Below are 14666 nucleotides of genomic sequence, written 5' to 3'. Positions count from 1 at the left end.
GGCTCCACACCCTCCTTCGAAAGTCGGTCCGAGATGAATTCCTATCTTCCCTCCGCCGGACTCAACCGCACGACGCACGGCGTCAATCTCCGCAGCCACCTCGAGGTGCCGGAGATCGACCGCTCCATGCACCCGGTCGACCCGTGGCGGTGGAGCGAGACGAGCCCGAAGGCGGGACCGCTGGGCGTCTCCGAGACCGTGTTCGCGGTGGGCAACGGTTTCCTCGGGCTCCGCGGCAACCCGGACGAGGGCCGCGACAGCGCCCAGCACGGCACCTTTGTCAACGGTTTCCACGAGACCTGGCAGATCGAGCACGCCGAGGACGCGTTCGGCCTCGCCCGCGATGGCCAGACCATCGTCAACGCGCCCGATTCGAAGACCATCCGTATCTATGTCGACGACGAGCCCCTCCGACTCCAGGTCGCAGATCTCGAGGACTACGATCGCTCGATCGACTTCCGCGAGGGCATCCTCCGTCGCAGCGTCAACTGGCGTACGCCGTCAGGAAAAATGGTGCAGATCAACTCGACCCGAATGGTGTCGATGGAGGAGAAGCACCTCGTGGTCTACACCTACGAAGTCGTGCTCCCGGAGGATTCCGCCCCGGTCGTGATCTCCTCGCAGCTGCTCAACCGGCAGGACGGGGAGGACGAGTACCACCTCGCCTCGCAGGCCGGCGGCGAGTTCGACCCGCGCAAGGCCGAGGCGTTCAGTCATCGCGTGCTCGAGCCGCGCCTGCGCCGCAGCGAGGGCGAGCACCAGATCCTCGGCTACCGCTGCGCCAATTCGGGCATGACCATCGCCGTCGCCACCGACCACCAGCTCATCACCGATAACGACTACGAGCTGCGCACCTTCATCGACGACGACTCCGCCAAGTCCGTCTACCACGTGCACGCCAAGCCCGGCCGCGTCATCCGCCTGGTCAAGATGGCGTCGTATCACACCTCCGTCGGCACGCCGGTGCGCGAACTCGGCTACCGCTGCTCGCGCACACTGCGCCGCGCCCGCGAGGCCGGTGTCGAGGCGCTCGAGCAGTACCAGCGCGACTGGTTCGAGGACTTTTGGGCAAGGTCTGACGTCGAAGTCGAAGGTGCCCCCGAAACCCAGCAGGCGATTCGCTGGAACCTTTTCCAGCTCGCGCAGGTCTCCGCGCGCGCCGAGCAGAACGGCATCGCGGCGAAGGGAGTGACCGGGTCCGGCTACAACGGCCACTACTTCTGGGACACCGAAACCTACGTGCTGCCGTTCCTCACCTACACCTCGCCGCAGGCGGCGCGCAATGCCCTGCGCTTCCGGTATTCGCTGCTCCAGGAAGCTCGCGACCGCGCGAAGGAGCTTTCGGTCGAGGGCGCCCTGTATCCGTGGCGCACGATCAACGGACGCGAATCCTCCGCCTACTACGAGGCGGGGACGGCGCAGTACCACATCAACGCCGACATCGCGCACGCGCTCGTCAAGTACACCCTCGCCACCGGTGACCTCCGTTTCATGGCACGCGAAGGCGTCGACGTCCTCGTCGAGACCGCGCGCATGTGGGTGTCGCTCGGCTTCTTCAACTCGCGCTCGGAGTTCCACATCCACGGGGTGACCGGCCCCGATGAGTACACCACCGTCGTCGACAACAACCTGTTCACCAACGTCATGGCGCGCGCCAACCTCCACGCCGCGGTGACCGTGGTTCTCGAGATGGCTCGCCGGGTGCCCGACGAGTACGAGACGATGGTCCACCGCCTGGGCCTCCGCGAGCACGAGATCGACGACTGGCAGCGCGCGGCCGAGCAGATGTTCATCGCCTACGACGACAAGCTCGAGGTGCATCCGCAGGACGAGCATTTCCTCGACAAAGAGGTGTGGGACAAGGACATCGACAACCCGCACCGGCCGCTGCTTCTGCACTACCATCCGCTCGTCATCTACCGGCACCAAGTGCTCAAGCAGGCTGACGTCGTGCTCGCGCTTTTCCTCCGCGGAGAGGACTTCACCCACGCCGAGAAACGGGCGGATTTCGAGTACTACGATCCGCTCACCACCGGCGACTCGACGCTGTCCGCGGTCGTGCAGTCGATCATCGCCGCGGAGATCGGATACGCGAAGGAAGCCTTCGAGCACTTCTCCAAGGCTCTCGTCGTCGACCTCGCCGACGTGCACGGCAATGCCGCGGACGGGGTGCACATAGCCTCGACGGGCGGCGTGTGGTCGGCGCTCGTGTGCGGTTTCGGCGGCATGCGCGACCCGGGCGGCGACATCACCTTCGACCCCCGCCTCCCCGAGGAGTGGGACAAACTCACCTACCGCCTGACTATCCGCGGCCAGCGGGTCCGCGTCGAGGTGACCGCCGACGAGATCGCATTCGATCTCGAGGTCGGCGACCGCTCACTCGACATTTTCGTCCAGGGCGCCGAGTACACGATCACCCCCGGTGAGAGGCTCGTCGCCCCGCTCGCGAAGCCGGAGAAGAAGACCGACTAATTCTTGTTGTCGAGCTGCACGCGAAGGGTGTGCAGAGTCGTCGCGAGACCGTCGTACTGCGCGACGAGCATGACCAGCCCGATGAGCTCTCGCTCATTGAGGTGGCGTGATATCTCGGACCACGTCTCGTCGGAGACGTCCTTCGTTTCCACGAGTTCGTCGGCAACCTGCAGCATCGAGGCGGTCCGGGCGGGCCAGCCTGCTTCGCGCGGGTCGGCCTTGGTGCGGGTGATTTCCTCCGACGTCAGACCGATGCGTGCACCGAGGTGCTCGTGGTGGTTCCGCTCGTAGGCGCTGCCTCGGAGGTGCGAGACGCGCAGGATGACAAGCTCGGTCTCCCTGCGGGAAAGCACTCCGAAAGGCATCATCATGCCCGAATACAGCAGCCAGGCAGGAAAGAGGCGGCGGACCCTGCCGAGGGTGGAGAAGAGCCGGACATCGTCGGTGCCGGTGACCTTCGAGCCGATCTTCGAGGCGAGCAGCGCCAGCGGGCTGAGCTCGAGGCCTTTGCCTGGCGTGACGCGGGGAGAAAAGGATGCGGTCGATCCGGGATCACTCATGGCCCCAGCCTAAAGGTTGACTTAGCGCCGCGGTTCCCAACGCCAGTAGATGGTCGCCAGAAAGAGCATCACGACCACCCAGAAGCCGGTGGCCGCGAGATCCATTCCCACCGAGCCAATGGCGAGCGGCGGCTCGGCCAGGGCGTCCTCGGGGAAGCCAAAGGCATTGGCTACCAGGTCGACCATGCCCGTAAAGGGGGCGAAAAGCAGGTAGCTTCGAACGGTGTCGCTGGCCGGGGAGACAATGAGGTTGGAGCCGATCGCGGCGATGAGAAGCAGTGGCATGGCCGTGTACTGGACACGTTCGCTGTTCGGCGAGATTGCGCCGACGGCCACTCCGGCCGTCACCGAAAGCACCGCGGAGCCGAGCGTCGCGAGCGCGAAGAGCCCGACGTTGGCCGGGAGCGGGCCGCCCATCGCGAGGACCCCGAGTTGAACGATCGCGACCTGGATGGTTCCTAGCAGAATCAGCGGCAGCGTCATCGATGCCACGAGTTCGACGGACGTGAGTTCACTGGTGCGCATCCGCTTGAGAATCTGGTTTTCGCGACGCGCGGCGAGCACCGTCGCGGCGGTGATGTACACCGAGAAGACCAAGACGAGCACGGTCATCGGAGCGACAAGCTGAATCCACGCCGAGTCGGAATCGGGACGAGTCAAGATCGGGAAAGCAAGAACGAACAGCGGAGCCAAAACGGTGGCGAGCAGCGTGTTGCGCTGTCGGAACACCATCGAGGCCTCGAATTGCATCATCTTGAGCATTCGACTGAATGGGCTGACCTTGCGGTAGGGCGTCGGTGGCGAAGACGTCATGGGTTCGGTGTAGATCTCCGGTTCGGTGAAAGTGGTCATGCGATTGGCTCCCGATCTTCATTTCGAATGTGGTGGAAGACTTCCTCAAGCGAGGCGGGGCTCGCTCGCAACGGGCCAAGGTCGGTGTTATGACGTCGGGCAGTCTCCAACAACCAGGCCAACGAGGCCTGCTGCCTTGTCGAGGACAGTTGCAGAGCGGTGAATCCCTCCTCGGCCGGGCGCCGCCACGAATCGCGAGTGATCTCGATTTCTGCGGGCGCCGAGTCGAAGAGGACGGGGACGAACGATTCCGGGACGTCGACCTGGATGCGCGAGGGCCGACTGGCGAGAACCTCGTCCAGCGTGCCCTCGATCGCCAGCCTGCCCCGGTGCATGATGGCCACGCGATCGGCAAGTTCCTCGGCCTCTTCGAGGTAGTGGGTGGTGAGGATGATCGTGGTTCCGGCCGCCCGAAGGTCCCAAACCAGCGACCACAGCGTGCGCCGCGACTCGGGATCGAGACCCGTCGTCGGCTCGTCGAGAATGACGAGCTCGGGGGCGCCCCAGATCGCCATTGCCAGGTCGAGGCGTCGGCGTTCGCCACCGGAGAGCGAGTCGATCTTGGTGTTCATTCGGTGGGTGAGTTCGACGAGGCCGAGGACGCGTTCGATGTCGTCGACTCGGGACGAGATCGACTCCCACATCTTCATTTCCGCGCGGACCGTGATTTCGCCGAAGTGTCCAGCTTCCTGCAGGACGACGCCGGTGCGTGAGCGCAGGACGTGCGGGGATCTCGCGGGAGCGACACCGAATACCGAAAGGGAGCCGGAGCTCGGCTTCCGGAAGCCCTGCAGAATTTCCAGCGTGGTGGTCTTTCCCGCGCCGTTCGTTCCCAGGAGGGCGTAGATTTCGCCGCGCCCGACATGCAGCGAGACTCCATCGACGGCTTTGTATGTGCCGCCGTATTCATAGACGATGTCGGTGGCGTCGACGAGCGATTCGGGAGAAGTCGTGGAGGTCATGGTTCTCACTATTCCGTCGCCGGCGGACCGATCACAGTGTGTAGTGATCGGACCTCGTATGACATTTGTCAGGCGCCCGAAACCGAGTGCAGCGCCAGACGGTAGCCCGCGGCCCGAACCAAATCCGGGTCGGCGTCTAGGAGCTCGGCGGCGAACATCTCGGCGTGAGGGTTGTGGCCGGGCCAGGGAGAATCCGCCGTCTCGACGAGGGTTTGACCGGCACAGAAGCAGGCGAGCTCTGAGATGGTGTCGACATCGGCCGAATCGACGACATCCGTGAGTTCCTTGATCGATGAATCAAGTCGGAGCAACGGGCCCGCTGCTACAGGCCTTGCGGCGCGGACGATCGGCGCGCGTCCATGGGCAAGTCGGTCGATGGAGTTCAACATCGCCACGGCCAGCCATTCGCATGCGTGCATGGAATCGGTCCTAGTGGGCACATGCATAAGCGAATTCGTGAGAAACGATCGCTCCACCAGGAGAGACCCCTCGGCATCCTCACTGCCTGGGTGCTGCGCGAAACTAAATCTTCCCGGCCTTGCGGGCGTTGAATCCCGAATGGGGTCCACCCGTCCTTCGGGTGCCGATGCGAAGCGTGTGAGCCTCCGTGTGAGGTCGTCGGTACTGAGTTCGTCGATGACCGTGCTCACCGTGTCTGCCAGGTCCTGGGTGTCCCGGAGGAGTGTCGTCGAACGCGCTCGGAGCAGAGTGCCCGTCTCACATTCTCGGGAGATTCTCTCGAGCTCCGACCTAGCCGCTTCGAGCTCACTTCGTGTGCACGGTTCCGCGATTTTCGCACAGACCTCTGATTGTCCGGGCGGGATTGCGAGGGCGAAAATATCGGTATCGGCAGAGTACAGCGGCCCGGAGCGGCCGACGCGAACAGACAAGCCGCGTCGACGCAGAATTTCTCCGACCGCAGCAACGAGTATGTGCTCATGAAGATCCTCGGCGAAACCGGGGATTCGCCAGCCCAACCAGGGAACCGAGACACGACCGCGGCATGCCCCGTTTCCCGGCCGAGAGCCAGGCCGCAGAGGGGTGTGCACCGCACGATCCGAGCGGGGCCTACCAGGGTGGAGCGCCTTCATCACGGACGCTATTCCTCCGATCGCCGTCAGATCGGCAGAAACGACGATGGCACCTCCGCGCATCCGGGCCGTGTCGACGAAGTGCGAGACGTCGCCGGCATCGACGGAGCGTACATCGTTCTCGATTCCCATCCCGTCTCTCGCCAGCAGCGAGTCTTCTCCGAACACCGCTTGGCCGAGCTCCGGCCATGGTGAATCGGACTCGTTCAGCGCGGCGATCTCGTCGAGAACTGCCGCTCGCTGTCGTTCGAAATCCTGCTCGCAGATCCGCGCCGGAGCGAAAAGTCGGCGTGCCTCGCGACGGAGAACCTCATCGGCTAGGCCGACAGGAGCGACAGTTCGCGATTCGAGATGTCCGCCATGTGTCGTCGCACTGAAGTTCGCCCCATAACCCTGCAGTTCGTGGACAGCGGCCACTCGCGCGAGGACATGCTCGGCCAGGTGCGCGGTACCGGAACGATCCACCGGGTCGTCTCGATGTCCCCTTCCGATTGCCGTTGCCACATCGATCGCGCGCCTTCCGGGACAGTCTTCGACTATGACGTCGAACGTGCCCAGTCTTATCCGCTCCATCGGCTTTCCTTCGTTCTTACTCGGCCAGATTTCGACGTGTTTCCAGCCAATTGACCAGATGCGACCAACGCGGAATTTCGGCCTGGTCGACCTCGGCAAAGCACGTGAAGTCGGCGACGTGGCGGACGATGTTCTCAATGCAGCTCGCATTGAGCTCTCCCGCATCGGGTTCTCGGGGCGCGGTCGCGGAATACCCGTGGAGCAGCGCCGCGCGGCATTGGCTCGGTTGTGGCATCGTGCCGGGCGGGGAGAATACGGCGAGCTCAACGGATTGCGCGAGGAGCGCGCCGAGATCGAATTCCGGATTAGCGACACCGATGTCTTCGCCGAGGATCGCCGCAATCCCGTTCTCCGAATTCCGGTCGAAAACCGACTGTCCGAATCCGGCCCAACCGTGGACGAGAGTGTTGCCATCGCGTCGGGCATCGTTGAAAAGTTCAGTCAGGGAAGAGACACATTCAGTGTTCAGCTCATCGAAGAAAAGTGCGCGCGATTCGACTCGCCAGGGATCAGAGTGCAGGTCGCCACCATTCCACCATCGTCGAACACGGGTGCGTGCTGGCGGTGCCTCGTGTTCGACGGGGGCGGGACTCGCGTGCAGAGTCCCGAGGAGCTGGCCCCACTGCGAGTAGGTGTCTTCCCAGTTGAATGGCGTCGTGGGATCGGTAAGCAACTGCTCGACCATCGGTGTTGCTCCTGGCAACACGTAGCTACGCTCGCTCGGGTCCGTGCCGCCGATCACGAACCTGCTCCCCGACTCGAGTGGCGCGGGCGGTGTGATGTCCATGCGTGCGAACTTTTGCCGAGGATCAGGAGCCGTGCGAATCCACCGAGCGGGATGCCCGCCTCCGACGTCATAAATAGTGGTGCGTCGAAGCGCGGTCCCGAACTGCTGGGTGAGACTGGTGCTGGTGGTCATGCGACGTGACTTTCGTTCAGAGCGACGAGACAATCGCCCAGGGGTGCCGCGCTGTAGGCGGAGCGGCGGGACGACGTGCTGCGTGCCGGGGTAGGGGGGACGACGGTGATGTCGTCGCGCTTGCGGAGTGCCTCGAGATGCCGTCGGTAGACGGGGCCCTCGACAGCCCCGGGAGGAAGTCCGGGAGCGAGAACCAGAGGGACGTTCGAACATGCTTTGGCAAGTAGTGACGGGCGGTCGACGATCCCGGTTGCGGTTTTGGCGAAATAGTCGAAGCTGCACGGGTACGCCAGCATGGCGTCCATCCAGTCGCCAAGCTCGACGTGGAGGGCGTCATCGTGGACGTTCCAGTCGTCGATATCCACTCGGGCGTTACTGATGGCGCGTACGGCACCGGCAGAGACGAACTTCTCGGCCGCGGAGCTGATGAGATAATGCGGGATGACATCGGACCGCGTCAGCGAAAGCCAGTTCGCCCAATAGGGAATGAACGAGGCGCTGAGCGCTCCGGTCACGACTATGGCGAGCCTCATGATGCCAGCTCATTCCGTTGCAAGACCGGATCGTGTGCGGCAGCAAGTGCAGCCCAGTCGTCGAACAGCTCGGTGAGCCCTTGCCCCGGTCGCTGGTGGAGGACTATCGATACTTCGTCGGCGCCGGCAAAGGCCAGTGCATTGGCGCGATCGATGATCTCTTGGTGGTCCCCGGTACAGAAGAGCCCGCGGTCGGCAACGTTACGAAGGTCTACGTCCGTCGGAATCTCGTGGAGTGGAATCCCCGAGCGTTCGAGCATGTCCCGATAATGAGGCGCCGAAAGGTGTGGACCGATTGCGCCTCGGACAATGTCGGGGACATCGGCGTCGGGCACTTCGGGAGCAGCGTGCAAAGTCGCGACAGCGCGGGGTCGACTCCGCCCAGCTGCGTCGGCCGCTGCGTTGGCTTCCGCGCATAGGACTTGGGAGAAGTATTCGGCGCCGGAAAGCCAGGTGATGAAGCCGTCCGCGATTTCTCCCGCGAGCCGGGCCATCCCTGGCCGGAGAACACCAAGGCCGATTTCGCACGACTCGCTATCATCGACGCCGGTCGCTTGGTGGGCCGTGTGGAAGTATTCCCCGCGGATATCGGTGTCCGCTCCGGCCAGAAGACTTCGAACAGCTGCGACGAACTCTCGGGTCGCGGTGAGGGGACTTGCCCATTGTGATCCGGTCATTCGTCGTTGGATCTCCGGATATCCGGGCGACAAGTATCCGCATGTTTTCTTGCCGGTCAATCGTGAAGTGGCCCGCAACTCCTGTGCGGTGGCAAAGGGGGTTGTCGTGGGCATTACCGTGACCGCAGTCCCGACGGCTGCCCGATGGCCTCTGCCCGATGCATAACCAACCCCTGCAACCACTGGCGCGAAAGTCTGTTGTCCGAACCAAATACGATCGAGTTTTAGTGTGGAGCTCATGGCTACCCACCACGCCATCGAAGCGACGTCCGGGGTGGAATATGGGGCGTAAGCGCTCAGGGAGAATGCAGGGTTATTCATGTGAAGGCCTTCCGGGAAGGATGCGGAGGTGCCGCGGCGTAAGCGGCGTGGCCGACTTACGCCGCGGCAGTCCCGAGGAGGGGTCTTAGCAGCCGAGTTCTGCTGTGGTGATGCTGGCGAGAGCGGAGCAGGGGACGGTGGTGGCCGGGGTGTCGGCTGCGTTGGTGTCGGCGAGTTCTGCCGGGGTGGCGTAGGTGTTGAAGCCGTCGAGGATGTCGTTGTGCATGGTGGTGTTCCTTTCGGTGTTGCCCGGTTGGGCGTTGGGTGGTGGTGTTTCGGTCAGGTGGTCTGTTAGCAGCCGAGCTTCGCGGTGCCGTAGGAGGCGAGTGCGGAGCAGGGGACGGTGGTGGCCGGGGTGTCGGCTGCGTTGGTGTCGGCGAGTTCTGCCGGGGTGGCGTAGGTGTTGAAGCCGTCGAGGATGTCGTTGTGCATGGTGGTGTTCCTTTCGGTGTTGCCCGGTTGGGCGTTGGGTGGTGGTGTTTCGGTCAGGTGGTCTGTTAGCAGCCGAGCTTCGCGGTGCCGTAGGAGGCGAGTGCGGAGCAGGGGACGGTGGTGGCCGGGGTGTCGGCTGCGTTGGTGTCGGCGAGTTCTGCCGGGGTGGCGTAGGTGTTGAAGCCGTCGAGGATGTCGTTGTGCATGGTGGTGTTCCTTTCGGTGTTGCCCGGTTGGGCGTTGGGTGGTGGTGTTTCGGTCAGGTGGTCTGTTAGCAGCCGAGCTTCGCGGTGCCGTAGGAGGCGAGTGCGGAGCAGGGGACGGTGGTGGCCGGGGTGTCGGCTGCGTTGGTGTCGGCGAGTTCTGCCGGGGTGGCGTAGGTGTTGAAGCCGTCGAGGATGTCGTTGTGCATGGTGGTGTTCCTTTCGGTGTTGCCCGGTTGGGCGTTGGGTGGTGGTGTTTCGGTCAGGTGGTCTGTTAGCAGCCGAGCTCTGCTGTGGTGATGCTGGCGAGAGCGGAGCAGGGGACGGTGGTGGCCGGGGTGTCGGCTGCGTTGGTGTCGGCGAGCTCTGCCGGGGTGGCGTAGGTGTTGAAGCCGTCGAGGATGTCGTTGTGCATGGTGGTGTTCCTTTCGGTGTTGCCCGGTTGGGCGTTGGGTGGTGGTGTTTCGGACAGGTGGTCTAGTTGAACCAGATGTTCGGCGACAGAGTCGTGGTTCCAGGAAGCGGCATCATGGTCGTGGTTGTCGGCAATCCGGCGTACTCTGCGCTGACGAACTCATCGATTTCGACGAATTCGTGCAGGCCATCGAGGATGCTGTAGGACATGGGAAATCGCTTTCTTGTCGGGGTGGAATTGGCGTGCGCGGCGGGTTCACCGGCGGAGTCGTGAGGCGACCGGATTACGAATTTCTCCACGGGTTGAATGGATCAATTCGTGCATCGGCGAGCAGTTCGTCGATGCGAGATGAACCGCTCAGCGCCGAATTCAGTGCGGCACGAGCCACGATCGACGAGCGATGCTGCCCGTAGCTGAGTCCTCGTCGGGAGCTGTCGTTGGGCTCTTGTGCCCAACCGATTCCTGGACCGAGTTTCCGGACGAACATCGACGTAGGTACCTGGGGGGATCGATCGACCGGAAGACTTCTGACGAGCTCATGGACGACGTCCGCATCGCGCGCATCGAGATAGATGGTGATTGCGTCGGATCGGGGATAGACAACGTTTGAGGATGCGATCTTTGCCTGCCAACCAACATCCGATGCCCGCAAGGTGTGGACGATCCGAACGAAGCACGGAATCGTCGAGGCGAGATCGTCGCCGCCTAGATAGAGCCGAAATGCCTGTCCATGTTCGTTGCCAATAGGCCTTCTCGCCCCGAAGACCATGACAAACCCTGGTGAGATCGCCGGCCACACGTCAGGCATTCGAATGTTCTCGACGCCTTCGCATACTTTCGGCGACGTGATTCGCACTCCCATCAGGGAAGCGGTGGGCTCATTGTTGCGTTCGGTCGACCATTGGATCGGCATCGTGATTGAGTGTTTGCCCAGGGCCGCCTCAATAATCTGTTCTGTTTCTGGATCCCGATCGATGCGGGAAAGGGAGTTTCGCCCAGCGGGCCAGCGCACGTGCCAACGCTCGTAGAGCTTGCGCCCTAGCTGGGATTCGAGATCCCTCCTGTCGGCGCCGACCACGGTCTCGCCGTCAAAGTGTGCTCGCCACTCGTCGGTATCGATCGTGAGGCGGTCTACGAGCATGGGAAAGCTTTCGGGTTCGATCAAGATTGGTGCGTGTGTCATTTCGTCACCTCAATTCCTGCCAGGGCGAACACGCCCAATGGATTGAGCAAGGCTGCACGCCCGACTCCCGCGGCGGCTCGTTGGATCGGAGAAAGAGTGGCCGAGGACTGCGCGCCCGCGAAAAGACGATCAAGTAGATGCCAGCCGGCGAATCCGCCGGTTCGTTTCACGAAGTCGTTATCAACAGTTCGAATCGATTCGTACCCGCTCCAGAAAGCCGAGATCGTATGTGCCAAAGACGCAGCTTTCTCGTGACCTCGTCGAACTATCTCGCCAGCACTGATTTCGGTGTCGCCAAGACTGGTTCCGCCGCCGCGGCTCGTGGGGATATCAAGGACGGCTCGGTAGATCCATTCGCCGATAAACGAACCGGTGTCGCGTGCCGGGTCACCCTGACCGAATTCCTCCCAGTCGATAATCCATGGTCCGGACTGATCGATGAGCACTTGGTCGACGCGTAGGTCTCCGTGGATCGGAGCCCAGTCCGCTTCGTGGGACTCTGCTGACAACTGTGATAGGGCAGCCACAAGCTCTGCGTCTCGTTGAATCAACCCGTAGGCATTGATCTCACCGTTGGTCATGTGGACCAAAGCATCAAGGGGAATTTCATCTAGGTACGTGAGATTCGGAGCCGGGCTGCCCTCGTTAATCTGGGGAACTTCGCTCACCGGGACAGAATGTAAAGCGCTTAGCTGACGACCAATCGTATGCGCGTCGGCCGGTCGGAATCGCTGTTCGGTCATCAGCGTTATTCCGTCCTCGGCATCGGTGAGAAGATCTTGAACCATCAGCCCATGGTCCGAGTCGAATTTTGAGGTTCTTGGGCAACGCGGAATCTCCGGGAAGTCTCCGCGATGGAAGAGTGCCTCGTATGCCCGTGAGTTTTCGAGCTTCTCCGCGTAGTTCGAGAAGCGTAATTTCTTCACGAAGTACTTGCCGGAATCGGTACGAACGGAAAGATTAATGTTCCTGCCGAAGAGCTGCTCGACATCGTCCGAAGCAATGGAATCGAAGTACTGATCATTTGTGCTGGAGCGCAACTGATTGAGAACTGAATCGACTAGGTTGCTCATTTTGCGGTCCTCGCAATCACAAGCGAGCGGTCGGGCTGAGACGTGTCGCTTCGTACGATTTCGAAGCCCGACGATTCGATGAGGGCGATTACTTCTGCTGCGGTCCGGTCCGGCCGCGTCACGGAAGCTTGGAGACGAACATCGGTAGATGTCGCAGGTGCGAGTTCTCCGCTTGACGAGAGGTGAACTTCGGCGACGACAAGCAGACCACCGCACGCGTGCGCGGCGCGCCTGACGGTTTCGAGAATCTGCACGCACGCGTCGTCTTCCCAGTCGGCCAAGATGGCAGATAGGAGATAGACATCGTGACCGAGCGGTAGGTCATCGAAGAAACTGCCCTCAATGCCTTTGAGTCGATGCTCCATAGCGCTGTTTACGACTCGCTTTTCGGCTTCGGCAGTAAAGGTCTTAAAGTCAAGCACGGAGGCGGACAGATGCGGATATTTATTGAGAAGAGCAATGGCCAGTGACCCAGTGTTCCCGCCCAGATCGATGACAGAATCCACGTTTCTCCACAGTGAATCCTCAAGGACAATCTCCGCGGCGAAACCAGGGGTCTCCCAGTCGAATTCGCTAACAGATTGGTTGGCGTTATCGATTTCTTCCCACAGTGTCTGGCCGCTGTGTGCTTCAGTAGCTGGTCGGCCGGTGAGTAGCGTGTGATGAAGATCGGAAAGAGCAAGTTCGTTCTTTCCGACGAGGGTGCGTCCGTCAAACAGGGCGCGTATGCCCAGTTCAGCGTTGTTTTCTGAGAGGAACTTTCCCATTTCGGTGAGCGAGTAATCGTTTCCGTCGCTTTTGGCGAACACCCCCTCCGCTACGAGGTGATCGAGAACTGTGGTGACCGCGCGAACATTGCCATCGATTTGCCGAGCAATTTCGATAGCGCTGGACGCTGAATTTCCGACCGCATCAATGATGCCGGTTCGAACGGCCGCGCGAATGCTCATGGGCGTGACAAGATCACCTTTTGATACGAGCGTCGAAAGTAATTCTGTATTCAGGTCGTTAACTGTCATTCGTCGCTCCTTTCGCTGGCTCGTTTATGGGATTCATCTGTGTTGCTTGCGATATCCATAATTCTCAATCCCTGCTCGTAGAAACAGTGTCGAAAAGTGGGAAACCGTCATTATTCGGTCATAGCTTTCGCGTGAGGTATGTCATCGACTGCGCGGACATTTGTGGTTCGTCTGAAACGGAGAGCAGAGGCGCTGGATGAGAATTCCGGGAATTTCCCGGCGCGCTAGTGGCTGCGAACTCTAAAACGAACGGCAGGAAAAGTGCAGGCAAATGAAAGGTGCGTCGATTCTTTCTCGAGCAGTAAGGAGACGAAGTTCCGTTAAACTGACACGCGGCTAAACGCGGATGAATTCGCGCCGAGAGAAGCGGGAGTGCTGTGGGGGAAGAAATAGGTGGAACCGAGATTCGGGTAATCGTGGCCGACGACGAAGCGACGATACGTTCCGCGCTCGAAGAGCTACTCGCGTTGCGTACGGGAATCGAAATCGTGGGTGGAGCAGATGACGGGAAGGCCGCGATCGATTTGGTCCGCGCTCACCAACCGGACATTGCGTTGCTCGATGTGGAGATGCCCGGAGTTGATGGAATCGCTGCGTGCAAATCGATAGTCGAATTCGGAACAAAAGTTGTCATTCTTACCGCGAGCGTAAAGGCGTCGACGATGCGCGAGGCGATGGCGGCCGGCGCAAGCGGATACGTTACGAAGGCAACTCCGGTAGACGAGCTCACGGCAATTCTCTTCAAAATTCGAGACGGGCAGTCGTTTGTCGATCCGCAACTAGCAGCAGAAATGGTCCGAGCGCCGGAAAGCCCATTAAGTCCCCGAGAAGCGGATGTTCTCAGGTTGGTCCTTCCAGGAACACCAGTAGCGGACATCGCCGACGAGTTGCACCTAGCCGTGGGAACGGTGCGCAACTATCTGTCGTCGGCGATGTCCGCCTTGGGTGCCAGGAACCGCCACGAGGCCGCGAAGTTGGCCGTCGAGCGTGGCTGGATCGAGGCTTAGTCAGCTTGTGTGATCACGCCTTGTCGTAACGAGGTCCTCGAACGGCGACATAGGCAGTTCGCCCGAGCGAGTACCCGAGCATGACGACGGCGAATCCGATGACTAGAGCATCCACGCCGCCGCTGACTGCGATGAGAATCGCGATACCAATGATGCTGAACAGGAGGTTTGCGATGGTAACCGGAATTTCGCGTGCCAATGTGGGGGCGGGAGTGAACTTCATGACGTCTTTGGAGAAATGTTCCATGGGATATCAGACCTCTTCGAGTTGCGGTGTATTGCCTCTTTCACCTTCGAATTCGACTTTGCCGACTGAGCGCGTACTTCTTTAGTGCAAGAGATCAGGAGTTGAGCGTGAGAAATGTCCTAGGCGA

Annotated in this window: 19 protein-coding genes; 2 read left to right on the top strand and 17 right to left on the bottom strand. The window is 61.4% G+C overall.

The features are described 5' to 3' along the window. Positions 1 to 33: 33 nt before the first annotated feature. Positions 34 to 2472: a glycoside hydrolase family 65 protein gene (locus BJL86_RS13675; protein WP_075845036.1), complete on the top strand. Its 2439-nt coding sequence runs from the start codon at positions 34 to 36 to the stop codon at positions 2470 to 2472. On the opposite strand, the gene BJL86_RS13670 is transcribed toward BJL86_RS13675, so the two are convergent. The 16 genes from BJL86_RS13670 to BJL86_RS13625 form a co-directional block, all read right to left on the bottom strand. Beyond that, entirely contained in the window at positions 2469 to 3032 is a 564-nt protein-coding gene (locus BJL86_RS13670; protein WP_067470714.1) for a carboxymuconolactone decarboxylase family protein, read from the bottom strand. The genes BJL86_RS13675 and BJL86_RS13670 overlap by 4 nt on opposite strands. A 21-nt stretch (positions 3033 to 3053) precedes the next feature. Continuing rightward, positions 3054 to 3884: an ABC transporter permease gene (locus BJL86_RS13665; protein ID WP_067470712.1), complete on the bottom strand. Its 831-nt coding sequence runs from the start codon at positions 3882 to 3884 to the stop codon at positions 3054 to 3056. Next, on the bottom strand, positions 3881 to 4846 hold the full coding sequence (locus tag BJL86_RS13660; protein ID WP_067470710.1) for an ABC transporter ATP-binding protein: 966 nt from the start codon (positions 4844 to 4846) through the stop codon (positions 3881 to 3883). Before BJL86_RS13660 ends, BJL86_RS13665 begins: the two co-directional genes overlap by 4 nt. Before the next feature lie 68 nt (positions 4847 to 4914). Then, positions 4915 to 6510: a peptidase M16 family protein gene (locus BJL86_RS13655; protein WP_067470708.1), complete on the bottom strand. Its 1596-nt coding sequence runs from the start codon at positions 6508 to 6510 to the stop codon at positions 4915 to 4917. Between the two features lie 16 nt (positions 6511 to 6526). Continuing rightward, positions 6527 to 7429 carry a hypothetical protein gene (locus BJL86_RS13650; RefSeq protein ID WP_067470706.1) on the bottom strand — a complete coding sequence of 301 codons (903 nt, stop codon included), beginning with the start codon at positions 7427 to 7429 and terminating at the stop codon, positions 6527 to 6529. Continuing rightward, positions 7426 to 7962: a flavoprotein gene (locus BJL86_RS13645; protein ID WP_067470703.1), complete on the bottom strand. Its 537-nt coding sequence runs from the start codon at positions 7960 to 7962 to the stop codon at positions 7426 to 7428. Before BJL86_RS13645 ends, BJL86_RS13650 begins: the two co-directional genes overlap by 4 nt. Further along, positions 7959 to 8960 carry an LLM class flavin-dependent oxidoreductase gene (locus tag BJL86_RS13640; RefSeq protein ID WP_075845035.1) on the bottom strand — a complete coding sequence of 334 codons (1002 nt, stop codon included), beginning with the start codon at positions 8958 to 8960 and terminating at the stop codon, positions 7959 to 7961. The genes BJL86_RS13645 and BJL86_RS13640 overlap by 4 nt, the downstream gene beginning before the upstream one ends. Before the next feature lie 85 nt (positions 8961 to 9045). Beyond that, on the bottom strand, positions 9046 to 9186 hold the full coding sequence (locus BJL86_RS17240; RefSeq protein WP_156896131.1) for an LxmA leader domain family RiPP: 141 nt from the start codon (positions 9184 to 9186) through the stop codon (positions 9046 to 9048). A 65-nt stretch (positions 9187 to 9251) separates the two neighbouring features. Continuing rightward, positions 9252 to 9392 carry an LxmA leader domain family RiPP gene (locus BJL86_RS17235; protein WP_156896132.1) on the bottom strand — a complete coding sequence of 47 codons (141 nt, stop codon included), beginning with the start codon at positions 9390 to 9392 and terminating at the stop codon, positions 9252 to 9254. A 65-nt stretch (positions 9393 to 9457) separates the two neighbouring features. Further along, entirely contained in the window at positions 9458 to 9598 is a 141-nt protein-coding gene (locus BJL86_RS17230) for an LxmA leader domain family RiPP (protein WP_156896132.1), read from the bottom strand. Positions 9599 to 9663: 65 nt separating this feature from the next. Continuing rightward, positions 9664 to 9804, bottom strand: coding sequence for an LxmA leader domain family RiPP (locus tag BJL86_RS17225; RefSeq protein ID WP_156896132.1), 141 nt, complete (start codon positions 9802 to 9804; stop codon positions 9664 to 9666). A gap of 65 nt (positions 9805 to 9869) precedes the next feature. Further along, complete coding sequence (locus BJL86_RS17220; protein ID WP_156896131.1) at positions 9870 to 10010, bottom strand: LxmA leader domain family RiPP; 141 nt, start codon at positions 10008 to 10010, stop codon at positions 9870 to 9872. 62 nt (positions 10011 to 10072) lie between these two features. Next, entirely contained in the window at positions 10073 to 10219 is a 147-nt protein-coding gene (locus BJL86_RS17215; RefSeq protein ID WP_156515266.1) for a hypothetical protein, read from the bottom strand. Positions 10220 to 10293: 74 nt separating this feature from the next. Continuing rightward, positions 10294 to 11175, bottom strand: a complete 882-nt coding sequence (locus BJL86_RS13635; RefSeq protein WP_156515267.1) for a T3SS effector HopA1 family protein — start codon at positions 11173 to 11175, stop codon at positions 10294 to 10296. Positions 11176 to 11189: 14 nt separating this feature from the next. Beyond that, positions 11190 to 12266 carry a class V lanthionine synthetase subunit LxmK gene (gene lxmK / locus BJL86_RS13630; RefSeq protein ID WP_067473535.1) on the bottom strand — a complete coding sequence of 359 codons (1077 nt, stop codon included), beginning with the start codon at positions 12264 to 12266 and terminating at the stop codon, positions 11190 to 11192. After that, the gene (locus tag BJL86_RS13625; protein WP_075845033.1) at positions 12263 to 13285 is read right to left on the bottom strand and encodes a methyltransferase; all 1023 of its coding nucleotides are present in this window, start codon (positions 13283 to 13285) and stop codon (positions 12263 to 12265) included. Before BJL86_RS13625 ends, lxmK begins: the two co-directional genes overlap by 4 nt. 416 nt (positions 13286 to 13701) lie before the next feature. Here BJL86_RS13625 and BJL86_RS13620 point away from each other — a divergent pair, with 416 nt between their 5' ends. Further along, positions 13702 to 14292: a response regulator transcription factor gene (locus tag BJL86_RS13620; RefSeq protein ID WP_156515268.1), complete on the top strand. Its 591-nt coding sequence runs from the start codon at positions 13702 to 13704 to the stop codon at positions 14290 to 14292. A 13-nt stretch (positions 14293 to 14305) separates the two neighbouring features. Here the strand turns inward: BJL86_RS13620 and BJL86_RS13615 are convergent, their stop codons facing one another. Next, a complete protein-coding gene (locus tag BJL86_RS13615; protein WP_067473541.1) occupies positions 14306 to 14539 on the bottom strand; it encodes a hypothetical protein in 234 nt (77 codons plus the stop codon). Positions 14540 to 14666: the final 127 nt, after the last annotated feature.

The sequence above is a fragment of the Dietzia timorensis genome, assembly GCF_001659785.1.
Classification (GTDB): domain Bacteria; phylum Actinomycetota; class Actinomycetes; order Mycobacteriales; family Mycobacteriaceae; genus Dietzia; species Dietzia timorensis.
Note: the sequence above shows the minus strand (reverse complement) of the source record. Positions and strands in the feature narration are given on the sequence as shown.